Source organism: Desulforamulus ruminis DSM 2154 (genome assembly GCF_000215085.1).
In the GTDB taxonomy this organism is placed as follows: domain Bacteria; phylum Bacillota; class Desulfotomaculia; order Desulfotomaculales; family Desulfotomaculaceae; genus Desulfotomaculum; species Desulfotomaculum ruminis.
The window spans coordinates 3,494,977-3,519,758 of sequence record NC_015589.1; the positions used below are offsets into that span (position 1 = coordinate 3,494,977).

Sequence of the window (24,782 nt, forward strand, 5' to 3'; positions counted from 1 at the left end):
TTTATATCTTACCCCAGCCACTTAGATAAAGAAAATCTTCTCCAATTACATATATTTTATTATATGGGATCGCTTCTTACCAATGTATATAACTTCAACGGTCTGCCAACAGGTCCGTATTGCATATCCACTTTTACCATACCGCACTTTTCCAGGTAGTCCAGATAACGTCGGACCGTTACTTTGGTCAGTTTAATTTCTTCTGCGATTTCCGAAACAGATAAACTTCCATCATTATTCATTAAATAAGTTAATATTTGCTGCAGGGTAACTTCGTTCAGTCCTTTAGGCAGTTGTTCATCCCACGATCCTTTCAAAACGGCGACGCTCTTTTTTAGCAAATTCTCTTGTTCCGGGATGATTTCTGTTTTCTGACCCGCTTCAACCCCAAAGTCCTTGGAGGTTTTACCGGTAGCAAGATTGATCTGATGACTTAAGGCCTGTACCCATTCCCCCATTTGGTTGATGGACTTGGCCAGTTCTACAATCTCATTTTTGCTTTCCTTCTCCACAGGCATGGACAGAGAGCAAAAATCCCCCTTGGCAAATTTTTGCGTTTCAGCCGTCAATATCTTCAGAGGCCCGATAATAACACGTTGGGAGAAGTAAAGGGTTCCTAAGAAAACCAGCGCGGTTAAAACCACCCCTACAATAAGCAGACTTAAAAGAGAATCATAAAACATTTTGTCAAAAAACTTTTTCGATATTCCCACATAAAACATTCCAACGATATTGCCTTTTTCATCATACAAAGGGTTATAAGCTGTTTGATATTTCTCTCCTACTACCTCTGCTTCTCCCCGGTATTCAGCTCCCTCGGATAAAACTTTTTTGGCCACCATGTCCGAGGAATGAGTTCCTATAGCCCTTTCACCGGTTTCCTTCATAATGGTTGTGGCAACTCTTGTATTTGCCATAAAGATGGTGCAGGTATCCCCGGTAAGGCTGCTGATAAAATCAACAATCTCATTATTGTTGTTCATCCTGACTTGACCCTTATATAAAAAATCATTCTCTACATGCCAGGAGCCGGGATATTTTGCATCCAAAAGGGCCAGCCCCATGGCTATATCACTTTCCGCCTTGGTTACAGCGGCCAGTACAGCGGTTTTCTTAAACTGGATACCTGTTGCAACCATAAAACTAATTGCCAGTATTAAAATGGTGGCAACCACGTGAATTGTCATTTTATGTTTAATGGAGAGCACTTAAAAAGATCACCTCTGCCCCACCTGCAATTTTCTTACTGACTCTTAGTAATAATTCTATATAAACTTAAATTAACCTCCATTAAATTGATTATACGGCGTATCAATGTTTTTAAATTCTTAACAATATGAAAATTTTTGCAACATAGAGCTGAAAAAAGCCGTATCCTGGTGGATACGGCTTAATATCTTTCAATTAGGCATGGGATTCCGGAAAATTGTTGGGGTCTTCCAAAAAGTACAGGACGTAGGCCCTGGGAAAATCCTTGCGAATTTCTTCCATGATAGAGGGACCCACGGAAACTTCACCAATCAGATTGATATCTGAATCAACATCAAACTCTTCATCCTCCATCGGCTTTAGGCATTCCACACCCGGATTGGGGTCTTTGGTTTTGATACCCAGTTGCAGATACTTTTCTTTGGCTTCTTCCGGAGAATCGGCAATAATAATTCTGGTGTTGGTGGGGTGCTGCATTATTCATACCTCCAAAAATCTTGTTATATTGTTAATCCATTTTCCTGGTTATCCAGTTTCCGGCCAACTTGTTAACCACAATGAGGCCAAGGCCAAGAACCGCCAGTGAAGCGGTTACTATTCCCAGGTGAATCCATGGATTAAGGTTTAAAGTAGCTAAATAGGCGCTTACCTTTTTGAAAACAGAGCTTGCAATTAGGACATAAATAATGAGAATGGCAAAAACAAAAAACCTTACTGTTTGATTTGGCAACGCCGCATGTTCCCTTCTGTATTGTTCTAAAGACAAACTTTTCGGAACTGGTTTTATTTTACTACAACGAACACAATTATTGTACCCCGAGTTACACCCGGAAATAACTTTTTTGTCACTAAACCGAAAGAGGAATCCTGAATTTGTCATTTTCACGGTTCATTCTTTTTGATTAACAAATTCCTTTCGTCTTTGTAAAATGCAAAAGGCAACCGTCCTTTAAACTGTTGCCTTTTGCTTGAATGGGATCAGCTAAAAATTTTCAATATGTCCGCTGCACGCAGTCGAAATTCAACGTTATCCTTCTCAAATACTTTTACACCTTTAACCGCTTGCTTCTGGTCCACGGTTTTTACACTGTCTGTAAAGCAAAGGGGCGGAAACAAGACGCACCACCAGTTTTTCCCCTTGCCCTCACCAATCACAACTCGGACAGCGTGATAGTTGCCTGCGGGCAGTGTTAAATCGCCATAGCTTTTGGTGGGAAAATCATAATCCCCCATCATCACGGCTACCTTGTAATTCTTACCTTCCCGTTGAATTTGCTGTCGGGCCAATTCCTCAATTTCCCCCATATTGTTTAGGACAATCTGTTCTGCCTGCTTCCGATTGTTGGCCTGACTAAAACGTTTTTTCATTTCCAGGACTATGGCATCCCGCACATGTAATTTTAAGGCTTGGTCCTGAAAACTATCACTGTTGGCTATCACATGAAAGCGGATTAATTGGCTGGCAAATTCATGCTGAACGTAAGTCCGATAGGAAAGAAAGGACAGGGCTAAAAGCAAACCGGTAAAAATCAACACCCATTTATATCGATTCATCATGTAAACCAAGCCCCCATATACACTAATTAACTACTAAGTAGTATGGGCTTGCAGCTTGGCTTTTATACATGATTTGTCAAATTAACGCGGAAAACCCGATTGCTGCTGCTTAAGTCTTAAACCAGGGACAAAAGGGTTGAATTACTCAGCAGGCGGTATTTTAGTGCGGGCTGGTATGGTGGCGGCACTGATCCTCCAGTTCAAGATAATCTTCAAACTGTTCACGTGAAAACAAATCCACCAAGGGGCGGGGACTTTCTATCTGCCACAGAATCAGCATACCGCTTTCATCATTGCGGATCATCTTTCCCCTGGTTCCCGGGGGAATTTGCCCCAATTGAACCTTCGCCTTCACTAGTATATCCCCTCTGCCGTTATGAACGGCCAGCATTTGCCTTGCCTTGTCCAGGGTATGCCTCAACCCGTCAATGGTCTCCTCTACCTTTCCCTGGGTCAGCATTTCAATCCCTTCGCTGCAAAGTCTGATTACGGTGTCCAGTTTTACCTTAGGCTCCTCTCTTTTCACCCAAAAACCTCCTTCACGCTTATCCCACCATAATATTGTAGTAAACCCTGTCCGATTTTTTTAAAAGATTTGATAGAGGTTCCCGGTTCCCCAGAGACAGTTCCTTCACTTCCAGCCAAACATTACAATACAGATGATAGGCCAGGGGTTTGGCGGCTCCCAGCATCAGCCGGTTCCACTCCCCGGCAAAGGTTTTAGTAAAGTGAAGCCCATAGGATTGCTCATCAGCATGGGAATCTGCGGGATAAAGGCCGGTACAATTGCCCACGGCAATTACTCTGCGGAGATTCTCTCAGCCGGTTTCGTAAAAATACAGAGGTATTCCCTTTCCTTTTGGCACAAGGTCAAATAATGGTTGAAGTTTTTCTCCGTCCATGGTACCAAAAACCGCCCGGCCCTGTTGCTCTATAATGCTTTTTATTTCATAAACTTGTTGGCAGCCAATGGCTGCCAGAATTGCCTGCACGGGAAAGCTCCCCCCTACTTTAATAATGCGGCGGCTTATTCCTGACGGGACACTGGCTGCAGTAGCATTCTTCACAATCATCAATGCAGGAGGTATCACACCGGCAGGGAACATCTTCGTAGATGCATTTCATCATCAAGGCCTCCCTCTGGTGACGCTCATTTGTTTTATATTTCACCGTGAAAGTTCTTTTTCCTGGTATGTTTTTATTTTTACAAGGTTAGTCTAACAGTAAATGGAAATTTTTTAAGGAAGTGATGAAATGAAACTCTCTCAGATCGCGGACAGCATTCAATGGGATTTTACCCCAGAAAATGAATTTACACGGCCTAGCCGCAAAACCGGTTACAGCTTTGTGATTGACAGCCAGGATGCCAAACCGCTCCTGGTTCTGTATAGAATGGGCCCTTACAGCAGCCATACCAGCCCTTTGGATCGACAGCCTCCCCAGAAACTGATACAAAAGGCGCTCCGGTCTCATCGAGAGTCCCCTACCTGGGATGGACTATATCCCGTCAATGAGGAATTAAGAGATTGGATAAGAGCAAATTTGTTCAATGAATAACCTCTACTTTAGGCCGCCGGTTGAACCCGCTGCGGGTGGGCCATTGGGGGGATAAGGATTCCTACATAATAAAATCCCAGCAAGCAGCAGTGCTTCCGCTGGGATTTTATTTTATCCGGTTTTTTCTTCTTCCGGACCCTCTTCCTTTTGAAACATTTTAAGAACATAATTGGTGGCATCATCCGTCTTATGCAGGATGATGCCAAAGGCCAGAGCGGTAATAAGATACCTGCGAACCGCTTCGTGCAAATCCTCCACCGACAGCTCATTCTCTAAAAAGGGTAGTATAAAGCGCATGCAGATTTGGGCAGTCATCACATGAATCAGGTTTTCCACACCGGGATAAGTACTGATAATTTCTTTGATGGATGGCGCATCCTTGAGCATCCGGAAATATTCTTCAGCCGCCTGTTCATCAATGGGTTCAAATCTCATGGGGTTCCCCCTTCCTGTTTCTACACCTATTTCCTAGCATGCCACAACTCACCAGGGAATATCCCTTATGATGATAGGGGAAAACAGTCCGGGAAAGATCCTTTAATCCACCGGTAGACCCATCTTACGCAATTCTTCCAGTACGGCGGGTTCTATATAAGATTTCCACTGGGGATATTTTTGTTTCATCTTTAACAATTGCTCCCGGTGCTTTTCAAATAGCTCTTTTAACTTGACCGGATTATCCTTGTTGGCTTGAAGTTCCAAAATCAACATAATTTCGCCAATAAACATGAAACCCTCCTCCTTATGACCCATCTGGATGATGGATATTCAGGAAAAGGGTCTGTTATTCGTAGTTATTTTCGTTTTAAGCTAAAGAAATCTTCTCCACCCCTGCTTTCCGCAGTCCATGCATCTTTAGCGGTTTAACAGGCCAGTTGGCAGCCCCGGCCACAAAGCGGATCAGTTCCTCCAACTTCGTCTCATTCACAGGAAGGGGAATTCCTTCCACATATCTTAGCATCTCCACGACCTCTTCATAGGGGCTGTTGCCTGCCCGCTCACCCATGCCTAAAACCGTGGTGCTCAGATACCGGGCACCGGCTTTGTAGGCCGCCAGGGAGTTGGCCGTGGCCATACCAAAGTCATTATGCCCGTGCATCTCCACGTCAATGCCGGTCCGCCGGATAATTTGTTCCACCCTGTTCCGGGTAGTAAAGGGATCCATCACCCCCAGGGTATCGGCAAAACGCAGGTAAACCGCCCCTTCCTTCTTGGCCTCCCGGGCAAACTGCAGGAGAAACTCCATGTCCGCCCGGGAAGCGTCTTCCGCTCCCACGGTAACCGTAGCGCCGGCGTCCCTGGCGTAGGCCACCGCCCGCTTCATACAATCCAAAACCCATTCCCTGCTGCGGTTTAGCTTATACCGGATGTGAATATCGGAAACAGGGGCGGAGATGTGCAGATTCCTGGCTCCACAGTCTAAAGAAGCTTTTATATCGTCCAAATTGGTCCGGTTCCAGGTAGAAATTTTTGCTTTCAGATTCAGTGCCAATATGGAATAGATGGCCTCCATTTCTAATTGACCCATAGCCGGTATCCCGGCCTCAATCTGGTAAACGCCCACTGCATCCAGCAGACCGGCGATATGAACCTTTTCCTTGGCGCTAAAGGCCACCCCCACAGACTGTTCCCCATCCCGCAGGGTGGTATCCACAAATAATATTTTGTCCATGTCCTCTCCCCCTGTAAAGGCAACGGTTCCCGCTTTTCACATGCTATTCCGGGAACCGTTTAAAAACTTCTATGTGCCGCAGCATTTTTTAGTGATGGTTAATTTGATTTCGTTTTTTCCCATCACTTCCGAACGGCCCTGCAGGCTGCCGATCTGAATCTCTGTTTCCAACCAGGGAGGGATATGGTTGCAAAGAACTTCCAGGGAGAAAAAGTTGCCCTTCCGGATAAAGGGAAGCAGCGCCTGTTTTGAAGTGAAGCCGGTATTTTGTTCCTGGATTTCTTTGAGAGAAATGCGGTAGCAACCATGAAAGGTTTCCACCGGGACAGGCAGAGTTACTACCTTTTGCTGTTCCCTTTGCAGTTGTTCCGCTTCTTCTTTCTCCATGATATAATCCAGAAACTCCAGCGGACTTCCTTGGTACTCCCAGATGCTGCAGTGGGCCTTTTCCAGCTCAAAGTAAGGGATTCCGGTTACGGATGAGCCCACCAGGGTTTTACAGGATTCCAGAAAAACAATCATGTCTTTCATTTTTTGACGCAAGTCCTTCATACCCAAATTTTCCTGCGGGCAGAAGTCTTTTTGCCTTATGATGTTCCATTGGCCCTGCCTTCTTTGGTAGACTGCCAGAGTTCCTTTTTCATAAAGGGATGTGGGTTTTCCATTGTCGCCCAGGTAGACAGCAATATCCATTGGCATCTTTATTTCCTCCTCCCAGGGGAGCCGCTATAACTCCAGACGCTTAACAACATTGCCCCCTTCAATATGTTCATCCATGATTTCCTCCACATCCCCGGGGGTAACCCCGCCATACCAAACATTGTCGGGATAAATTACTACTACCGGACCCTTTTCACAGAGGGTAAAACAGCCGGTATTGGAAACAAACACTTCGGACCCCAGGTCCCGGTCTCGAATCTCTTCCATAAAATTGCCGATAATTTCCACTGCCTCTTTGGAATGGCAAAACCCCTTTGGTTCTCCGTTTACCCTGGAACTGCTGCAAACAAAGATATGACGTTTTGGCTTAATCATTTTTTCAACTCCTTGCCCTTAAACTGCTTTCTCTTTTAACTCTTTCCCGGCGCAGGTCCGCCCCTTCTCCACCGGGGAACGAAATTCCGGGGAACGGTCATCATAAAGCATGCCAATGGCATCGGCCCGGCACTGCTGGCAATGACGCATTTGCTGAAGTTCTTCCTGACACAGGTCTCTCATTTCGTTAAGCGCTTTAACGGGGGTTTGGGAAAAATTTTCAAAGACACTGCCCTGGGCGGGAATCAACGGCATAATGTTGGTTATAAAAGCGCCCAGTTCCTTAACCCTTTTAACCACTGCCTGAATATGGCCGTCATTCACCCCGATCATCATGACAATGTTTACCTTTACCAGTACTCCGTGCCGGGCTAAATAGGTGATTCCGGCCAGTTGGTTTTCCAGTAAAATCCGGGCCGCCTCAATGCCCTTATATTTTCGCCCTTGGTAGAAAACATGACGATAGATTTTTGACCCGATTTCCGGGTCCACACAATTGACGGTTACCGTCACGTGTTTAATGCCTAGTTCAACAATTTCCGGAGCATAAGCGGGCAGCATCAGTCCATTGGTGGAAAGGCAGAAGACCACCTCCGGGTCCGAGGCCTGAATGAGTTCGATGGTTTTTCGGGTTTCGGGCCAGTTGGCCAAAGCATCTCCCGGTCCGGCAATCCCCACCACACTAAGATTGGGGATTTTCTCCCTAACCCGTATAAATTTACTCCCTGCTGCCACCGGTGATAAAACTTCACTGGTTACCCCCGGCCTGCTTTCATTGGTGCAGTCATATTTGCGGTTACAGTAATTGCAACTGATGTTGCACTGGGGAGCCACCGGCAGGTGCATCCTGGCGAACTTGTGGTGAGCGCCGAAGGAATAGCAGGGGTGTCTCTCAGTCTTCTCCAGGGTCTCCCGAGGGATCTTTTTAGTGACTGGACTCTGGAAACACGAGCAAGGCATGCTGATCACCACCCCTTTCTGTGCCATGCATTTCATTTTCACCGGGTATTTGGTAAAATTTTTCAAACATGGACTTACGATAATTTTTATGTTTATTTTCCAGTAAAGTATTGGTGATTCGGTCCAAAAATTGGGTTGTTCCGGCATAGCCAACGGAAAGCAGCCGTTGGCCCCCGGTCCGGTCATGAATGGGAAAACCCATTCTTACCAGGGGAATGCCTTCCTTCTCGGTAAGATAACGCCCGTCCGAGTGACCGATGGCAATGTTGGCCTGAAGTTCCCTGCTTTTATTCCGAACAGCGGTAAAGTCCGCTTCATTTAAGATTGCAACGGGCTCCGGCGAATCGGCAAACAGTTCCTTCAGCAATTCTACCCATTTCGGATTCTTACTGCCGCTGGCCGCTACCACCGGATAAACTCCGTTTTCCATACAGGTTTTGGCCACCGCATAGACATTTTCGGGCTCACCGAAAATCACGCTGCGACCTTGAAAATTATATTTATGCGAGTCAATCATACAATCCAGAAGCCGTCCCCGTTCCATCCCCAAGCTTTCCGGTATGCTGTTTCCCGTTAAAACACTTAATAAGTGGATAAACAAATCGGTACTTTCCACCCCCATGGGTATGGGCAGGTTGTAAAGGGGTACGCCAAATTGGTCCTGCAGGAACTTCCCCGGCGACACATTTTCCTCCACCGTCATACCCATTTGAATGGTGGCCCGGGCGCCCGGCATGGCGGCAATGTCCGCCAACCGCGTCCCGCCCGGAGCCATCTTTTGATAAGGGCGTCTATAAGGCCGGTCCAGGGTATCGGAAAAATCCGGAAACAGCGTATATTCCACTCCCATTAATTGAAGTAGTCTTTTGATTTCCCGGATATCCGCCGGACTGATATTGGGTATAATCACGTTAATCTTGTTTTGAGGCTCGCTCTTGCAGGCCAGTTTTTCAACAATTTTTTTGGCGGTTACCCAATAACCCTCTGCATGGGTCCCACCATAACCGGGCGTGGACACCGGCACTACCGGAAAATCGGCGAGATCCCTTTCCTTCAAATAATCCTGGGCCATGCGGTCAATATCTTCCCCGATGGTTTCCGCCAGGCAGGTGGTCAAAACACCGATAAGCTCCGGCCGGTACGCCCTCATGACATTATCCAGCCCCTGCTTTAAATTCTTTTCTCCGCCGTAGATGGTTCCCTTTTCATTCAGGGAGGAGGAAGCCACATCAATGGGTTCGTTAAAATGCTCGGCCATGTGTCTTCGCATATAGGTGGCGCAGCCCTGGGAGCCATGAATGATGACCATGGCTTGTTCCACTCCCTTAAAGGGAAGAATCCCGCCCATGGGCATACACATGTTACAAGGATTTTCGTTGACATTCACACAGCTTGCCGTATCCTTTTTCATCGGTGCACCTCCCTAAACATATTTCCATACCGGGGAACAAACGGTGGAATAAACTTCTTTGGCCAAATTTACCGCGCCGTCAAAGCCGCTGAGGGGATGCTTGCGGTCGTGGTTATGATCGATAAAGGCGATCCCCAGCTTGTAGGCCAAGGGGCGCTCCTTGACCCCGCCCACCAGCAGATTGGCGCCTTTTTCCATCATAAACCGTTCCAACTCCGTAGGGTTGGCGTCGTCCAGAATAACCGTTCCCTCGTCCACCAACTCGTTAATGGTTTCATATTCTTCCTGCCGGCCGGTTTGAGTCCCGATCATCACCACATCAATGCCGATTTCCCGGAACTGTTTGATTAAAGAGATGGCCTTAAAGCCGCCGCCCACATAAATGGCGGCTTTTTTGCCCTGTAATTTTTCTCCGTACCATTGGATGCCGGGCTTTACCCGGGCCATTTCGGTCTCAATCAGCTTTTCCGCCCGCTCCATCATGGTCTTGTCGCCAAAATGAGCGGCGATTTTACGCAGGGAGTTCCCTGTATCTTCTAAGCCTAGAAAAGACACATTCAGATAAGGAAGGCCATAAAGCTCCCTCATTTGCTCGGCCAGATAGATCATGGAGCCGGCACACTGGATAATATTTAAGGAGGCGGAGGTTGCTTTTTTAATCTTTTCAAAACCGGAATCACCGGTAAAGGCAACGTTCATATCCACACCCATTTGTTTTAAATAGTTTCTGATAATCCAGACTTCACCGGCCAGATTAAAGTCTCCCAAATAGTTCAAGGTTCTTTCCGTTCTTTTTAAGGGAAGCGCCGGCTGAATCAGGCGCAGCAGCGCATCGCAGGCGGCCCGGTAGCCAGCGGCCTTGTTGCCGATAAAACCGCTGGACTGAACGGGAATCACCTCAATTCCGTTCCTTTGAGCCGCAGCTTTGCAAATGGCTTCCAGATCGTCGCCAATTACACCCACAATGCAGGTGGAATAAACGAAAACCACCTTGGAAGGATATTTCTCTACCAGTTCATCAATGGCCCGGGCCAGTTTCCGTTCACCCCCGAAGATGACATCCTGTTCCTTAAGGTCGGTGGAAAAACTGTTACGGTACAGTTGGGAACCGCTGCTCAAACTGCCCCGGATATCCCAGGTATAACTGGCGCAGCCAATGGGCCCATGAACCAGATGGATGGCGTCCGTAACCGGATTCAAGACAACCCTGGCACCACAGTACACGCAAGCCCGCTGGCTGACACAGCCTGCCACACTGTCGGTATCGCATTTTAACGCCTTCTTTTGCTTTCCCTTGGTGATAATGGATTCTTTACGTTCCTCAATGGTCGGGTCGGTCCGTAAGGCCTTTGGCACATCCATCACATCCTTTTATTTAAAATCAAAATCAATGAGTGGTTATTACATGACCAGTTCAAAATCTTCATCCTTGGCATCCCGGTCCGCCCGGTCCAGCAGGGCATTGCTGATCATTTCAACCAGCCTCATGGCACCCCGGTAACCCACAATGGGCATATAGGAATGAACGCTCCGGTCCAGCACCGGGAAGCCTACCCGCAAAAAGGGAATATCCTCGGCCCGGGCGATGTATTTACCATAGGTATTCCCGATCAGCAGGTCCACGGGTTCATTTTTAATCCACTGGTGCAGTTCAAAAAGATCACCGGCGGCCTTAACCCTTCCTTCCACGCCCCCCTGCTTCAGCAAATCCTTGATTTCGCCTTCAAAGTTCCCCACCATGGTGCCGATGGCGCCGCCGCTGCCCGGAGTCCCGGTCAATACATGAATGGGTTTCATGCCCAGACTGAGAACAAATTCCGTCAGTCCAATAACAATATCCGGGTCCCCAAAGATGGCCACTTTCTTGCCATGGAAATGAAAGTGGGTATCGGTCATGATGTCTACCAATTGTCCCCGTTCCTCTTCCAGTTCCGGGGGTACATCCACGGTAAACTTATTCATCAAGGTCATCAGGAAATCGTCGGTGGCCTTTACTCCGATGGGTGTTTTCAAGATGACGGACGGCACCTGGCATTTTCTTTCCAATTGGTTGGCGGCGTCCGCCGAGGCATACGTTCCCAGAGCAATGGTAACCTTGGAGTTTCCGGTATCAATCAGATCCTCCACCCGGGTTCCTCCATTGGGGTACATATGAAATTCACCGGTGATGGGGGTATCTACCACCCCTGAAGTATCCGGGAAGAGAATGAAGGGCACGCCCATGAGGGTGGTCATTCTTTTCATTTCTCTCATGTCTCCGGGATTGACAAAACCGGGAATGATGTTGGCCTGCTCCTTCTTGGTCTCCAGGGCGGCCTCGGCCAGATAATTGACCATGGCCTTGGTCATATTGGAGAAACCGGTGATGTGTGACCCCTGGTAGCTGGGGGTATTGGCGTGAATGACCCGCTTTCCTTCGGGAATTTCCGCCGATTTAATGACGGTGGGCAGGTCATCTCCGATGGTTTCCGACAAGCAGGTGGTGTGCACGGCCATAACATCGGGATTGTAGATGCTGAACACATTTTTAATGGCGGTCTTCAAGTTGGCTCCGCCGCCAAAAACAGAAGCCCCCTCGGTAAAGGAACTGGTAGAAGCCATGATGGGATCACGAAAGTGCCTGGACAAATGCATCCGGTGATAGGAGCAGCACCCCTGGGAACCATGGCTGTGGGGCAAGCACTTGTGAATACCCAGAGCCGCATACATGGCGCCGATGGGCTGGCAGGTTTTTGCCGGGTTAATCACCGTACCCCCGTTGCGGGCTTTTATTTCCTTGGGCGTACAATCTAGCATTTTGCGCACTCTCCTTCCTCAACGGTTCCCTCCAGGATGGGCTTGTTCTTCCAGGGAGGAGTAATAAAGTTCCAGGTGGGTGATACAAAACCCATGGCCACGTCTTCCGCAAATTTTATTGCGCCGTTGAACCCCGCATAAGGCCCACTGTAGTCGTAGGAGTGAATCTGCTTGGCAGGAATGCCCATTTTTTGCACCACATATTTATCCTTAATGCCCGAAGCAAAGATATCCGGCTTTAAAATTTTGATAAACTCCTCGGTTTCATAGTGGTTCAGGTCATCCACAATGATATGGCCTTCCTTCATCTCCACATTCATCCCTTTATAGTAGCTGAGGGGGATTTTCTTTTTCAGTTCCTCCATGCGCTCGGGGGAAACCTTCAGCCGGAATCTTCTTTCATCCGGCTCCACATGCAATTCCGGAATATTTTTGGTGTCGGCATCCAGTTTAATGTCCGGAATAACCTCCCTGCCCTCGTAGTCATCCCGGTGGGCGAATTCGTAACCGGCTAAAACCGTTTCAATGCCCAGTTCGCCAAATAGCCCCTGGTAATGATGCCCCCGGGAACCTCCCACAAAGCAAAAGGCGGTTTTGCCCTGGCAAATTCTTTTATACTGTTCCATAATAGGCTCAATGCGGGCCACTTCCCGGGCAATCACTTCTTCGGTCCTGCTGATTAACTCCGCATCCCCAAAATAAAGGGCCATATTTCTCAACGAGTCAATGGTGGCCTGAACACCGATAAAATTTACCTTGAGCCAGGGGGTGCCGTATTTGACTTCCAGCATTTCAGCAATATAGTTGATGGAACGGTGGCACTGCACTAGATTCAGTTCGGCCACATGGGCGTTCTTCAGTTCCTCGTAGGAGCCGTCGCCGGTCATCACCGCCAGGACGGTATAGCCAATGTCCTTGAGGATTCTCTCCACTTCCCAGCTATCTCCGCCAATGTTGTATTCACCCAGGATATTGATGGGATACTTGCCCGGGGCTTCTTCCAGGTCGCCGGAGCCGATGACTTGTTCCATTAATATGTTGTTGGCGATGTGGTGTCCGGCGGACTGGCTGACTCCTTTATATCCTTCACAGTTGAAGGCCATAATCTTGATGCCGTGTCTCTCCTGTGCAGCCCGAACCACTGCGTTCAGGTCGTCCCCAATCAGCCCCACAGGACAGGTGGCTGAAACTGAGATGGCCTTCGGTTTAAAAATCTCCATTACTTCGTCAATGGCTTTGGCCAGTTTTTTTTCACCGCCAAACACGATATCACTTTCCTGCATGTCGGTGGAAACACAATAACTAAGGAAGTTATTGGTAGGATCTTCGGACTTGGCTTTATTTCTGCGGGTTAACCAGGAGTAGTAACCACACCCGATGGGCCCGTGGGTAATATGAACCATGTCTTTTAAAGGCCCCAGTACAACCCCTTTGCAGCCGGCGTAAGCACAGCCGCGGTTAGTGATAATCCCCGGAATGGTCCGGGTATTGGCTTCAATTTCCTGCCGGGCCTGCTCAGGATCTCGTATAATAATGTGTTTTTTACGGTTTCGCTTTACTTTCGCCGGATACTGATTCAGTATTTCTTCCAGCATTTTTTCATTGATAGCCACCTGTAACACCTCCTCGGATCATGCAAATTAAATAGCCGCCGTGCCCTTTTCTCCGGTCCGCACTCTTACTGCTTCCAGAACAGGACTTACAAAAATTTTACCGTCTCCTTTATGGCCTTCTTTATTGACTTTAATCAGGGTCTCCACCACCTTATCTACCTCCTGATCCTGAACCAGGATGGTCAGCATGCGTTTGGGGATCAGTCTGGCCCCTGCTGACAGACCGTCCGCCACCAGACCGCCGATTTCTTCCGACACCCCTAAATCCGTGAGGATGGAAAAATCCACCTTCATTTTGCCCCGTCCCATGACTTTCATGGCATGCAGACCGCAGATACCGATATCGGCCAAAGCCTTTTTGGTGGCATTCACCTTATTCATACGGATAATGGCTATAATTTCCTTCATCTGTTCGTCCCCCTACAGTTCTTTGGTTCCGCTGCTGATGGTATAGGCCTCCTCCACCGGGGTGACAAAGATTTTACCGTCCCCAAAGGCTCCTTTTTCGCCTGTTTTGGCATATTTAGCAACAATGCTGACCACATCGTCCTTATCCTTTTCATCCGGTACTACCAGCAGCAACATTTCTTTGGGAATCTCATCATAGACTACCTCCCCCACCTTCACCCCTCTTTGCTTGCCACGGCCCACCACATCCATTTTGGTTACCGCAGGAAAGCCGGCGCTGTTTAGCTCGGCCAGAATAATATTGGTTTTTTCAGGCCGTACAATGGCTCGAATCATTAACATATCCTTCACTCCTTCTCTTTTTAGCTACTAATCCAAAATGCCGTGTTTCATCAGCAGTTCTTCCAGGCGGTCCTGGGACATGGGTTTGGGCACCACAAACATATCGTTGCCGTCAATGTTTTTAGCCAAAGTCCGGTATTCGTTGGCCTGGGGTTGGTCAGGATCATAATCAATAACGGTCTTACGGTTAATTTCCGCCTTCTGGACCATATTGTCCCGGGGTACAAAGTGGATCAACTGGGAACCCAGTTCCTTGGCAAAAGCGGTCAAAAGCTCCAGCTCATTGTCTACCCTGCGGCTGTTGCAGATGATGCCGCCCAACCGCACACCGCCGGATTGGGCATATTTTTGAATGCCCTTGGAAATGTTGTTGGCCGCATAAAGAGCCATCATCTCCCCGGAAGCCACAATGTAAATTTCCCGGGCTTTTCCTTCCCGGATAGGCATGGCAAAACCACCGCAGACAACGTCCCCCAGCACATCATAAAATACATAATCCAGGTCCGGGGTGTAGGCCCCCAGGGACTCCAGTAAGTTAATGGAGGTAATAATGCCCCGGCCGGCACAGCCCACGCCAGGTTCAGGTCCACCGGATTCCACACACTTGCTGGAGCCGAAACCTTCCAGCAAGATGTCCTCCAGATCAATGTCCTCTCCCTCGTCCCGCAGGGTATCCAGTACGGTCTTTTGGCTCAAACCGTGCAGCAGCAGGCGGGTGGAATCCGCCTTGGGATCACAGCCCACCACCATAATTTTTTTGCCGGCTTCCGCCAGGGCGGCTACCGTGTTCTGGGTGGTGGTGGACTTGCCAATACCACCTTTTCCGTAAATGGCAATCTGTCTCATCCTTATTCCTCCTTAAGTTTCATTTTTGAAAAAGAAAAGGCCGACGGAAATCCCCCTTAAAGGAAATATCCGACGGCCTCAACGCCATAATGAATACTACAATGTAATGGCAAAGGGTTGCTACATCACTAAATAAATAAGCGCCGGCTCATTCGCCGGCGCCTTCGCCCTGTAGTCTTGGATACATCAATGTATCCTTTTGAAGATGTTTTGATTATAGCAGAAGAAAATCTTCGCTTCAACTATTTAAGGGAATGAATACAGTACACCGGTTATATTCGTAATTTTCAGGCAGTTATTTTGCATATAAAGACTATTTTACGGGCACCAGCCGGGTTTTCCCCTTTCATTAGAATCTGGGTGCCAGGTGGGCGTAACGGGCTGCCTGTTTTTTCCTTTCTTCCTCCACTCGTTTTTTGCTAAGCAAAAACATTAACGGCAGTACTAGGGCGATGATCACCGCACTGACCACGAAGGTATCATCCAAAGCGTTCATAAAGGAGTGCTGAGCCACCTGCCCGTAAAGAATTGACAAAGCGCCTTGATCGGCGGCTGCTCCGGTGATTCCCTGCCCGGCCAGCAGCCCTTTAATTTGGGCCAGAGCCATGGGGGTCACCGGCGATGCCAAGCTGACCGGCTCGCTGAGGGTAGCGGTGTGATAAACCTGCCGCTGCATCAAAACATAGGTTAAATAAGCAATGCCAATGGAGCCGGAGATCTGCCGGACGGTATTATTGAGGGCGGAAGCTCTGCCAACCAGATATTTGGGTATGGTATTCATGCCGGCGGTGGTCAGGGGCATGGTGGCCAGGCCCAAACCCACAGCCCGCAGGGACAGTACCACCTGCAGGTGCCTGTAGCTGGTATCCAGGCTCAGGGTATGCAGGTAGTAAGTAATCCCTACCACCAGGGACATGCCCACCATACCCAGCCAAAAGGCTCCGAATTTATCGAACAGTTTGCCGCTGATGGGCATCATAAAACCGGTTACCAGAGCCATGGGCATCATCATCAGACCGGTTTCCATAGGGCTGTAGCCCAGCAGGTTCTGGGCGTAGATAGGAATCAGAAAAACGGCGGAAAAGAGTCCGATGGTGGCCAGGCAGGTGGCCAGCAAACTGGCGGACAATACCGGATTGCTTAAAAGGCGGATGTCAATTAAAGGATTTGAGGCCTCCAGCTCCCATAAAATAAAGAGCAGCAGGGTAAAAAAGGATATAATCAGCAGCGTTACAATGTATTGAGAGGTCCAGCCTTTGTCTTGTCCCTCGCTGAGAGCCAGCAGCAGGGTGAAGCAGCCGATGCTGCTAAAAAAAACTCCGGGCAGGTCCGGCTTTAAATCCTTTTGTACCGGCGTTTCCTCCAGATAAGACAGGGAAAGCATGATGGCGGCAATACCAATGGGAATATTAATGGTAAAAATCCAGTGCCAACTGAAATGGTCCACCAGATAACCCCCCAGGGTGGGTCCCACAGCCGGGGCCATGATGGCCGCAATCCCCCAGATACCCAGGGCCATGCCAATTTTTTTCCGGGGAATAATCCGGTAAATCATGGCCATGCTGACAGGAATAATCATTCCACCCCCCAGAGCCTGGATCACCCGGAAGACGGTCAGGGATTGGGTGCTCCAGGCCAGGCCGCAGAGGAGCGATCCCAGGGTAAAGGCAGCCACCGACCAGATATACATGCGCTTATTGCCAAAGCGATCCCCCAGATAGCCGGTGATGGGCACCACTACGCCGGAGGTAAGCATATAACCGGTTAATATCCACTGGATTTCATCGGCGGAAGAGCCAAAGAGGGTCATAAAACGCGGCAAGGCCACATTTACAATACTGCTGTCCAAGATAGCCATAAAGGCCCCAATCACCAGAATCATTAGGGGCCCCCAGGGTATACCCCTTTCAGGCCCGGTTTCCCCGGAACTCTTTTGGTCCCCGGGGGAAGGAGGCAGTTCTCTGGTCACTTTGCCACCTCCTATTTTATGTGAATTTTCACTACAGCGCTCATGCCGGGGCGCAAATGCTGGTTATAATAGTCCTCAATGCTGATTTTAACCGGAATTCTTTGGGTAATTTTGGTGAAAGAGTTTCCGCTACTTTGCTGGGGCAGCAGGGAAAATACCGAGTTGGCGGCATCCCCGATGGAGAGGACTTCACCCCGAAAAGTAACCTTGGGAATGCCGTCAATGGTATACTCCACCGCCTGGCCTACTTTTACCTTGGCCAACAGGTTTTCCTCAATATTGGCTGTAACGTGCAAACGATTTAAATCGGCCATCATCACCACCGGAGAGCCCGGGGAAGCGATTTCTCCCACATGGCCGATCTTTTTAATTACCGTGCCGCTGATGGGCGCTTTAATCATGGCTAAATCCAGATTGCTGCCGGGAGTCAGGGTTACATCGGACAAACGCCCAATAAAGTCATTCTCCTGCAAGTTCTGATTTTCTTCTACCGGCAACTCTACAATGCGGCCGGAGACCTGGGGACTAACCTTAATAATATCTCCATCGATCCTGGCATCTTCCGTACTGACAAAATGGGTACTTTCATACCAGTAATAAAAGGATACCGCTCCCAGGATAACCACCATAGCAGCCAGAACCAAATAAATTCTTGTCTTTTTCATGGGTGACCTCCGTGCATTTTATTTCACCGTTACCTCGGCAAACATTCCGGGTTTAAGAATATGGTCGGTATTGTCAACCTGAATCTTCACCGGGTAAGCTTTGGTCTGGGGGTCTGCCGCCAGGGCAATATTGGCAATTTTTCCGGTCAAGGGTTTTTCCGAAACGGCAGTGACTTTTACTTGAACTTCCTGACCCGCCTTGATGCGGTTTATCTGCTCTTCCGTAATGCTGGCCCGGATAACCACTTGATTTAAATTTACCAGGGACAATAGGGTTGTTTGGGTGCCGGCCAGTTCTCCGGGGTTGATATTTCTGGCTGTAATGATTCCGTTAAAGGGCGCCTTTATGAGCATGTCGTTGTAGCTTACCTGAGCTCTTTTTAAGTTGGCCTGGGCGGAAGCCATTCCGGCCTCGGCTTTTTTGAGGTTTCCTTCATAGTTATTTTCAAAATCCGCTTGTGCAATGGCCTGGGAATCGTATAATTCCTTACCCCGCTCATAATTGCTTAAGGCCAGATCATAGGCCACCTGGGCCGTCTGCAGGGCTGCTTTACTCACCTCAATATCCGCTGCCTTGTCTTCAGCCGATAAGGTAATTAAAACCTGTCCGGCTTTCACAGTGCTGCCAATATCCACCGATACCGTTTCCACCTTGCCGGCTATTTTACTGACTAAATTGGCCGATTGTACCGCTTCCACTTTACCGGTTAAAGTAATGGTCTTTGAGGAATCTCCACGGGTGGGGGTGGCTGCTTCCGTTGATTTTGGCTTAACCGATGACTTCAGTTGATCTTCCGCTGCCCCGCAACCGTTCATAAATATAAGAAATAAGAACAAAAAACCCACCCACAATGTTTTTTTCACTTTTAATGCCCCCTGTTCAATGAGTACTTTAACATTGCAATTCTACTACTATTCGCTAAATAACTCCCTCTTCCTTCAAGCCGAAAAAAAATCATCAGCCTACAAATTAAAATTTAGAAACATAAAAAAACCGCCCTTTTGGCGGATTTATACAGAGCTTTAGAGATTATCTGATCCTCCCTTTAAATTCATAATTTCCAGATACAAGATGAAGAGCGAAACCAGTTTGGGGTCAAACTGCGTCCCGGAGCAACGGTTTAGTTCTCTGATGGCCTCCTGGTGGGACATGGCCCTGCGGTAAGGCCGCTCATTGGTCATGGACTCATAAGCATCCACAATGCCTAAAATACGGGACTCCAGCGGTATTTCTTCCTCCTTCAGCCCCAGGGGATAACCCTTGCCGTTCCACCATTCATGGTGTTTCAGGATACAATCGGCAATGGGCATTAATTCCGGTACCGACAGGGCAATACGATGGCCAATTTCCGAATGGCGGTGTATCATCATCCGCTCTTCCGGTTCCAGACTTCCCTGCTTAAAGAGGATATGGTCCGGAACACCCACCTTCCCAATATCATGAAATTGGGCCAGCAAACGAAGATTTCTTACACTCCATTCCGGCAGCCCCATATAGGAAGCCAGCCCCTCCACCATCTGCTGCATGCGCAGAGCGTGCCCGTCACTGATAAAATCCCGGCCCTCCAAAGCCTTCTTTAAGGTTTGTACAATGGCATTTCGGGCACTCTGGCCATGATGGAGCTTTTGACGGTACATGTAATTATCCGCTTCCCGGTAAAGATCCGTCATGCTCTTATTTTGTCTCTTTTTAAGCGCATACCCCATGGATAGGCTCAAGGGAAGCTCCGGATTGACATTATTATAAGCGGCAACCGCCTGCTGTATCCGTTGAGCAACCCGTTGAACGCCCTCCTGATCCGTGGCGGGAAATAAGATCGAAAATTCATCCCCACCAATCCGGGCGACAATTTGACCGGGTTCTATCCCTGCGGTAATGACCTTGGCTGCGGCAATTAGCAATTCATCGCCGCTTTCATGGCCCAGGGTGTCGTTAATTAGTTTAAGACCGTCCACATCACAAATTAAAACACCCGCCTGGTCGTCTCCTTCCAGCCAAGTCATGGCCTGCTGAAAGTATCTGCGGTTATAAAGCCCGGTTACCGGATCGTGCAGGCTGAGATATTTAAGCTGCTCTTCGTTCTTCCTTCGCTCGGTAATATCTTCCGCCAACACCATGCAACCCGTTACTTTTTCTTCTTTGATAATGGGTGACACATTAATCTTTACATTGCGGTGACTGCCATCCTTGTGCAGCACGATAGTTTCATAATTTTCTGACTCTATATACTCCAACCGGGCTTTGATTCGTTCACGAATGCTGTTTTTGTAGGCTTCAGGTACGAATTCGCAAACATGCTTACCCAAGAGTTCTTCTGCTTGGTATCCGATATTGGGCAGGGTCTTCTTATTGATAAAGTTAATTTCTCCTTTTGTATTATAGGTGAAAAAAACTTCATTCATATTTTCAATTAAATTATTCAGGTAAGTCACCCGGGCTTTCAGCCGGCTCTTATTTTTCTGAAGCTTTTGTTCCGCCTTTTTTTGTTCCGTTATATCCATCCATTGGACCAGTATAGCCGGGCGGCCCTGAAAGGTAATCCTGGTAAAAAAACCCCGCACCGTTCTTTCCTCTTCTTGTCGATTCCTAGCTCTAAACTCATATTGTGTTGATGCTGTTTCAGCTTCCAGCAGTTCCCTGTGAATTTTTATAATTTGCTCCCGATCCTCAGGATAAATCAGCTCGTCCGTTGGCATAGCCGAAAGTTCTTCCCTGGAAAACCCCGTCAATTCAACCATTTTGGGGTTGACCAGCTTAAAAGCATGATCCTGGTAAACATAGATGGGAAGAGGAGAAGAATCAAAAATTACTTCGTAATGACTGTCAGGCATGGGTTCTCCCTACTTTCACAGGTCTGAAACAGTAAATTTAGGCTATAAAAACAAGCTATATTGCTGTAATTGTATTGAAATATTTTGTTAATATGCTAAAAATATATATCTAATAGCTTAGAATATTACAAAAAAAGTAAATTGACAAGGGAAGCTATGGATTTAATGTTAATTTTAATACTTCACCAACCCGGATCCGGGGAAGTGCGGTATGGCGAAACCTGAAAGATATGACAAAAAGTATCCACTTCTCATAAAATCTTCTGCCCCCTGGGGATAACTTTTTTATGCTAGGTAGTTGCAATCATTAAAGGAATTTGTTACTTTTGTGACAAACTTAAAGGTCAGTTAAAACGCAATATAAAAGGAGTGACCCATTATGACTGAAATAAACCATGCCGCGCCCTTTGAACGCCTGATCGCCAGGATTATTGACAAGGTTGTCATCACACTTCCGGTTTTCCTGTGGTTTTCCGGTGAGCAACAAACCATGGAAGCCATTGGAGGAGGAATTTTGCTTGTTACCATTGTTTTGCTGAACTATTATTGGGATGGGCAAACCGTGGGCAAAAGAGTGATGAATATCCGCATTCATTCTTCTACCGGCGGCAAGCTGAACATGCTCCACTATCTCTGGCGGGAATTCGCCTTTACCCTCTATCCTTTCTATGTTTATTGGTTAAGCAACTCGGTATTTCGCTTCGGCTGGATGATTTGGATGTTAACCACCATCATCCTGGTTCTGATGTATGGCCGCGGCATCCACGACTTTTTAAGCGGAACGGTGGTGGTAAGAACCGAGGCCCATGCCATTCACCGGAAACCCCGGGAAAAGAATCAGCCTGTAGGTACCACGGTAAAATAAGGTGCAGAGAAGAAAATAAGACAGCCCTTCCTCGGTTTAATAAACCAGGGAAGGGCTGTTTTAGACTGGGCACTAACTGAAAACATCAATAATTAATCCGGCAATTTTATCCACCTCGGCTACAATATCAATATTTCCTTTTTCCTGGGCCAGCAGCCTTTGGGTCAGTTCTTCCACTTCCTGATTAATAATCTCCACTCTGGTGTAAACAGTACTGTAGTTTACACTGCGGTCATGCCGTAATTTATGAAAATTTCTCAATACGTAGGTTAAATATTCTTTAACCAAACCCTTGTATTCTTTAATGTTTTGCTCGGTGGCCGCAGACTTTAATTTATTGCCGGCGGCTTTTATTTTTTCCACCATTTCCATCAATTCTTTCTGGGTATGGTCCCGGTCCGCAGTATCCAGGGAACTGGAAAAAGTTTTTTTCACTTTTGCCCCTTCTGTTCCGGCAGAGGACATCCTTAGACGGGATGAGTTTTTATTTTGACCGGTGATGGTAGAAATTTTCACAAATAGCACCTGTCTTTCCAAAAGAAGTTAAAGATATAATTCGCTAAAAATTCCTTATTTCCTCTTCTCCGTTAAAAACAGGTATTATTTTACTTATACTGCTTATTCCGGGTATAAAAAACTTCTTGTAGTGACAACTTTTTGTTGGACATTATTTAATTTTTTTGATAAATTAGTTAGCAAGGTTAGTATAAGGAGGGACAAAAATGGCTTACATTGTTCCAATTAACACAAGAGAAGACATTTTCCCACAGTACTTAAACACACCCATCAGTGACTTAATTGAATATCACAACTTTGACAAGCCTAACGACATAAAATACGATCATGCTAAAATCTTAGTTGCAATGTGCATGGATAACCGCAAACGTCTGAATATACCTGAAAAATTTGCTTATATTATCCGAACCGGCGCCGGAAATTTGCGCACCTCTGAATTCAAAGTTTCCTATGCCGTCGCTGTGGGCGGCGTCCGGGCCATTGCCCTGATTGGCCACAATAATTGTGGGATGGCCAATCTAAACGCCAAGGAAGAAAAGTTTATTAATGGGTTGGTTGATGTAGGTTGGGACAGAAAAGCCGCGGAAGACCATTTTTATCATTTTGCCCCCATGTTTGAGATCGGTAATGAACTGGACTTTGTTCTGGCAGAGGCCAGGCGATTGCGACAACGGTATCCTCGGGTTTTGGTGGCCCCCTTAATGTATCAACTGGAAGATAACCGGCTTTACTTACTGGAAAACGACCAATAATGTAAGCTACCCGGCTAAGAGGACAAGGCATCCGCCTTGTTCTCTTTTCTAATGATTACGCACTTTCTTTTTCCAGTGCCAGGGAGGATCTTCTGTTCCCCACTACCAGAATCAGCAGCAGCAGGATACCGGGTACCAATAGGTCCGCCATTGGTATATGAGCCAAGCCTTTCTGAATCATTGGATCATGTACCATCATACTCCCGGAGGTCCAGGCTAAGATGCCCGCTCCCACCAAGCTCACCACTGGGTATCGGTCCATTAACTTTAACACCAGACCGCTGCCCCAGACGATAATAGGTATACTAATGGCTAAACCCAGCACAACCAGGACGATGTTCCCATGGGCTGCACCGGCAATGGCCACCACGTTGTCAACGCCCATGGCAATATCGGCAATGATAATAGTTTTAATCGCATCCCAGAGATTACAGCCGGATTTTACATTGACTTGGCAGGGCTCCTGTTTTAGCAGTTTAAAAGCAATCCACAGCAATACCAACCCGCCAACAAATTGCAGCAGGGGTATTTTCAGCAGTTCCAGGGCCACAAAGGTCAGCGCCACCCTTACCGCCACCGCCCCCGCAGTTCCCCATAGGATAGCCTTTTTCCGTTGGGCAGGGGGCAGGTTCTTACTGGCCATGGCAATGATGATGGCGTTGTCTCCGCCCAGAACAATATCCAGGCAGATAATTGAGAGAAGGCCCACTACAAATTCCATTTTATTCCTCCTTTTTAACACAAAAATAGACCTTGCCCGTGTTGGACAAGGTCTTGCTAACTTAACGTCCTTCAAGGCCGAGAGCGTTATGCTCCGAAGTGACGACCCTGAGGTTAAAGCTACTCCCCTTGAAATTAATGTAATTTTATCATTTCCTTGTTCATAATTCAATAATCATTTTAAAAAATTCTTTTGTTTAAATTTAACAAAGATTAGACAACCTAAAGGAGAAGAAAGCCTATATCACAGGGAGGTATAAAAATGACGCAATCACTGAAGGACATCATGACCCAAAACGTCGCCACCATTGGCCCGGACCAATCCGCCCAGGAGGCAGCCCGGCTAATGAGTCAACACAACGTGGGATCCATCCCTGTTGTTGAAAACGGCAAATGTGTGGGCATGATTACAGACAGGGACATTACTCTCCGGATAACATCTCAGGGACTGGACCCTCAATCCACCCAGGTGCAATCTATTATGACCACCGATGTAGTAACAGGAGCCCCTGAGATGGATGTCCACCAAGCCGCCAATTTGATGGCAGAGCGTCAAATTCGCCGGCTGCCGGTGGTGGAAAACGGTCAGGTTACCGGGATGGTGGCTCTGGGCGACCTGGCGACAACGGATATTTACCAAAATGAGGCCGGCCAGGCCCTGTCCGGAATATCCACGCCTTCCCAACCCGGAAATCTATCTTAAATTTAGAACAGCCCTCTGCCAAGGCAGAGGGCTGTTTTACACTGATTTAGTAACGGCTGTTTCTGGAGAAGCAATCCCGGCAATAAACCGGACGATCGCCACTGGGACGGAAAGGTACTTCGGTTTCTACGCCACATGCGGCACAGGTAGCGGGGTACATTTCTCTTTGCGGGCGGGCGCTGCGACCAAAACCGCCGTTATTTCTTTGCTTGCGGGCTGCTCTGCATTGAGGGCAACGTCCGGGTTCGTTGGCGAAACCCTTTTCAGCGTAAAATTCTTGCTCGGAAGCAGAGAAAGTGAAGTCGGTCCCGCAATCGCGGCAGGTCAAAGTTTTGTCTTGATACATGGAAATCC

General features: G+C 47.6%; 31 protein-coding genes. 4 read left to right on the plus strand and 27 right to left on the minus strand.

Translation table 11 applies throughout. From position 1 onward, the window contains the following. Nucleotides 1-59: 59 nt before the first annotated feature. From DESRU_RS17345 to DESRU_RS21010, 7 genes are all read right to left on the minus strand, one after another. On the minus strand, nt 60-1,208 hold the full coding sequence (locus tag DESRU_RS17345; protein WP_013843383.1) for a cache domain-containing protein: 1,149 nt from the start codon (nt 1,206-1,208) through the stop codon (nt 60-62). Between the two features lie 196 nt (nt 1,209-1,404). Further along, nucleotides 1,405-1,686, minus strand: coding sequence for a hypothetical protein (locus DESRU_RS17350; protein ID WP_013843384.1), 282 nt, complete (start codon nt 1,684-1,686; stop codon nt 1,405-1,407). A 31-nt stretch (nt 1,687-1,717) separates the two neighbouring features. Beyond that, nucleotides 1,718-2,095, minus strand: coding sequence for a hypothetical protein (locus tag DESRU_RS21375; protein WP_238446321.1), 378 nt, complete (start codon nt 2,093-2,095; stop codon nt 1,718-1,720). Between the two features lie 92 nt (nt 2,096-2,187). Next, nucleotides 2,188-2,766, minus strand: coding sequence for a stage II sporulation protein R (gene spoIIR / locus DESRU_RS17360; RefSeq protein WP_013843386.1), 579 nt, complete (start codon nt 2,764-2,766; stop codon nt 2,188-2,190). 160 nt (nt 2,767-2,926) lie between these two features. Further along, nucleotides 2,927-3,292 carry a hypothetical protein gene (locus DESRU_RS17365; protein WP_013843387.1) on the minus strand — a complete coding sequence of 122 codons (366 nt, stop codon included), beginning with the start codon at nt 3,290-3,292 and terminating at the stop codon, nt 2,927-2,929. Nucleotides 3,293-3,311: 19 nt separating this feature from the next. Next, nucleotides 3,312-3,560: a hypothetical protein gene (locus DESRU_RS17370; protein WP_013843388.1), complete on the minus strand. Its 249-nt coding sequence runs from the start codon at nt 3,558-3,560 to the stop codon at nt 3,312-3,314. A 24-nt stretch (nt 3,561-3,584) separates the two neighbouring features. Continuing rightward, nucleotides 3,585-3,758 (minus strand): hypothetical protein, encoded by a 174-nt coding sequence (locus DESRU_RS21010; protein ID WP_013843389.1) that lies wholly within the window; start codon nt 3,756-3,758, stop codon nt 3,585-3,587. A 262-nt stretch (nt 3,759-4,020) separates the two neighbouring features. Here DESRU_RS21010 and DESRU_RS17375 point away from each other — a divergent pair, with 262 nt between their 5' ends. After that, nucleotides 4,021-4,323 carry a DVU0772 family protein gene (locus tag DESRU_RS17375; RefSeq protein ID WP_013843390.1) on the plus strand — a complete coding sequence of 101 codons (303 nt, stop codon included), beginning with the start codon at nt 4,021-4,023 and terminating at the stop codon, nt 4,321-4,323. A gap of 111 nt (nt 4,324-4,434) precedes the next feature. On the opposite strand, the gene DESRU_RS17380 is transcribed toward DESRU_RS17375, so the two are convergent. From DESRU_RS17380 to DESRU_RS17460, 17 genes are all read right to left on the minus strand, one after another. Further along, nucleotides 4,435-4,758: a hypothetical protein gene (locus DESRU_RS17380; protein ID WP_013843391.1), complete on the minus strand. Its 324-nt coding sequence runs from the start codon at nt 4,756-4,758 to the stop codon at nt 4,435-4,437. A gap of 102 nt (nt 4,759-4,860) precedes the next feature. Next, on the minus strand, nt 4,861-5,052 hold the full coding sequence (locus DESRU_RS17385; RefSeq protein WP_013843392.1) for a hypothetical protein: 192 nt from the start codon (nt 5,050-5,052) through the stop codon (nt 4,861-4,863). A gap of 76 nt (nt 5,053-5,128) precedes the next feature. Continuing rightward, complete coding sequence (locus tag DESRU_RS17390) at nt 5,129-5,995, minus strand: beta/alpha barrel domain-containing protein (protein WP_013843393.1); 867 nt, start codon at nt 5,993-5,995, stop codon at nt 5,129-5,131. 69 nt (nt 5,996-6,064) lie between these two features. Beyond that, nucleotides 6,065-6,694, minus strand: a complete 630-nt coding sequence (locus DESRU_RS17395) for a Fe-only nitrogenase accessory AnfO family protein (protein WP_013843394.1) — start codon at nt 6,692-6,694, stop codon at nt 6,065-6,067. 27 nt (nt 6,695-6,721) lie between these two features. Beyond that, nucleotides 6,722-7,030 (minus strand): 2Fe-2S ferredoxin, encoded by a 309-nt coding sequence (locus DESRU_RS17400; RefSeq protein ID WP_013843395.1) that lies wholly within the window; start codon nt 7,028-7,030, stop codon nt 6,722-6,724. 18 nt (nt 7,031-7,048) lie between these two features. After that, on the minus strand, nt 7,049-7,990 hold the full coding sequence (gene nifB, locus DESRU_RS17405) for a nitrogenase cofactor biosynthesis protein NifB (RefSeq protein WP_013843396.1): 942 nt from the start codon (nt 7,988-7,990) through the stop codon (nt 7,049-7,051). Further along, a complete protein-coding gene (locus DESRU_RS17410) occupies nt 7,956-9,401 on the minus strand; it encodes a nitrogenase component 1 (RefSeq protein WP_013843397.1) in 1,446 nt (481 codons plus the stop codon). The genes nifB and DESRU_RS17410 overlap by 35 nt, the downstream gene beginning before the upstream one ends. Before the next feature lie 12 nt (nt 9,402-9,413). Then, nucleotides 9,414-10,763: a nitrogenase iron-molybdenum cofactor biosynthesis protein NifE gene (nifE, locus tag DESRU_RS17415; protein ID WP_013843398.1), complete on the minus strand. Its 1,350-nt coding sequence runs from the start codon at nt 10,761-10,763 to the stop codon at nt 9,414-9,416. Nucleotides 10,764-10,802: 39 nt separating this feature from the next. Then, nucleotides 10,803-12,197, minus strand: coding sequence for a nitrogenase molybdenum-iron protein subunit beta (nifK, locus tag DESRU_RS17420; RefSeq protein WP_013843399.1), 1,395 nt, complete (start codon nt 12,195-12,197; stop codon nt 10,803-10,805). Continuing rightward, nucleotides 12,191-13,810 carry a nitrogenase molybdenum-iron protein alpha chain gene (gene nifD, locus DESRU_RS17425; RefSeq protein ID WP_013843400.1) on the minus strand — a complete coding sequence of 540 codons (1,620 nt, stop codon included), beginning with the start codon at nt 13,808-13,810 and terminating at the stop codon, nt 12,191-12,193. The genes nifK and nifD overlap by 7 nt, the downstream gene beginning before the upstream one ends. A gap of 27 nt (nt 13,811-13,837) precedes the next feature. Then, a complete protein-coding gene (locus DESRU_RS17430; protein WP_013843401.1) occupies nt 13,838-14,218 on the minus strand; it encodes a P-II family nitrogen regulator in 381 nt (126 codons plus the stop codon). Nucleotides 14,219-14,230: 12 nt separating this feature from the next. Beyond that, nucleotides 14,231-14,560 (minus strand): P-II family nitrogen regulator, encoded by a 330-nt coding sequence (locus tag DESRU_RS17435; RefSeq protein ID WP_013843402.1) that lies wholly within the window; start codon nt 14,558-14,560, stop codon nt 14,231-14,233. A gap of 27 nt (nt 14,561-14,587) precedes the next feature. Then, a complete protein-coding gene (gene nifH / locus DESRU_RS17440) occupies nt 14,588-15,406 on the minus strand; it encodes a nitrogenase iron protein (protein ID WP_013843403.1) in 819 nt (272 codons plus the stop codon). Nucleotides 15,407-15,755: 349 nt separating this feature from the next. Next, nucleotides 15,756-17,288, minus strand: coding sequence for a DHA2 family efflux MFS transporter permease subunit (locus tag DESRU_RS17445; protein WP_049786811.1), 1,533 nt, complete (start codon nt 17,286-17,288; stop codon nt 15,756-15,758). Nucleotides 17,289-17,386: 98 nt separating this feature from the next. After that, the gene (locus DESRU_RS17450) at nt 17,387-18,040 is read right to left on the minus strand and encodes an HlyD family secretion protein (RefSeq protein ID WP_013843405.1); all 654 of its coding nucleotides are present in this window, start codon (nt 18,038-18,040) and stop codon (nt 17,387-17,389) included. Nucleotides 18,041-18,058: 18 nt separating this feature from the next. Then, nucleotides 18,059-18,904, minus strand: coding sequence for an efflux RND transporter periplasmic adaptor subunit (locus DESRU_RS17455; protein ID WP_013843406.1), 846 nt, complete (start codon nt 18,902-18,904; stop codon nt 18,059-18,061). Between the two features lie 159 nt (nt 18,905-19,063). After that, a complete protein-coding gene (locus DESRU_RS17460; protein WP_013843407.1) occupies nt 19,064-20,872 on the minus strand; it encodes a PAS domain S-box protein in 1,809 nt (602 codons plus the stop codon). A gap of 379 nt (nt 20,873-21,251) precedes the next feature. Between DESRU_RS17460 and DESRU_RS17465 the strand changes: the two genes are divergently transcribed. Further along, nucleotides 21,252-21,737 carry an RDD family protein gene (locus tag DESRU_RS17465; RefSeq protein ID WP_013843408.1) on the plus strand — a complete coding sequence of 162 codons (486 nt, stop codon included), beginning with the start codon at nt 21,252-21,254 and terminating at the stop codon, nt 21,735-21,737. A 72-nt stretch (nt 21,738-21,809) separates the two neighbouring features. On the opposite strand, the gene DESRU_RS17470 is transcribed toward DESRU_RS17465, so the two are convergent. Then, nucleotides 21,810-22,262 (minus strand): YaaR family protein, encoded by a 453-nt coding sequence (locus DESRU_RS17470; protein WP_013843409.1) that lies wholly within the window; start codon nt 22,260-22,262, stop codon nt 21,810-21,812. A gap of 197 nt (nt 22,263-22,459) precedes the next feature. On the opposite strand from DESRU_RS17470, the gene DESRU_RS17475 reads away from it, so the two are divergent. Then, nucleotides 22,460-23,005, plus strand: coding sequence for a carbonic anhydrase (locus DESRU_RS17475; protein WP_013843410.1), 546 nt, complete (start codon nt 22,460-22,462; stop codon nt 23,003-23,005). Between the two features lie 55 nt (nt 23,006-23,060). On the opposite strand, the gene DESRU_RS17480 is transcribed toward DESRU_RS17475, so the two are convergent. After that, a complete protein-coding gene (locus tag DESRU_RS17480) occupies nt 23,061-23,726 on the minus strand; it encodes a TerC family protein (protein ID WP_013843411.1) in 666 nt (221 codons plus the stop codon). Nucleotides 23,727-23,987: 261 nt separating this feature from the next. Here DESRU_RS17480 and DESRU_RS17485 point away from each other — a divergent pair, with 261 nt between their 5' ends. Next, nucleotides 23,988-24,428: a CBS domain-containing protein gene (locus DESRU_RS17485; RefSeq protein ID WP_013843412.1), complete on the plus strand. Its 441-nt coding sequence runs from the start codon at nt 23,988-23,990 to the stop codon at nt 24,426-24,428. A 46-nt stretch (nt 24,429-24,474) separates the two neighbouring features. Here DESRU_RS17485 and DESRU_RS17490 read toward each other — a convergent pair whose 3' ends face one another. Then, nucleotides 24,475-24,774 (minus strand): zinc-ribbon domain containing protein, encoded by a 300-nt coding sequence (locus DESRU_RS17490; protein ID WP_013843413.1) that lies wholly within the window; start codon nt 24,772-24,774, stop codon nt 24,475-24,477. Nucleotides 24,775-24,782 lie beyond the last annotated feature (8 nt).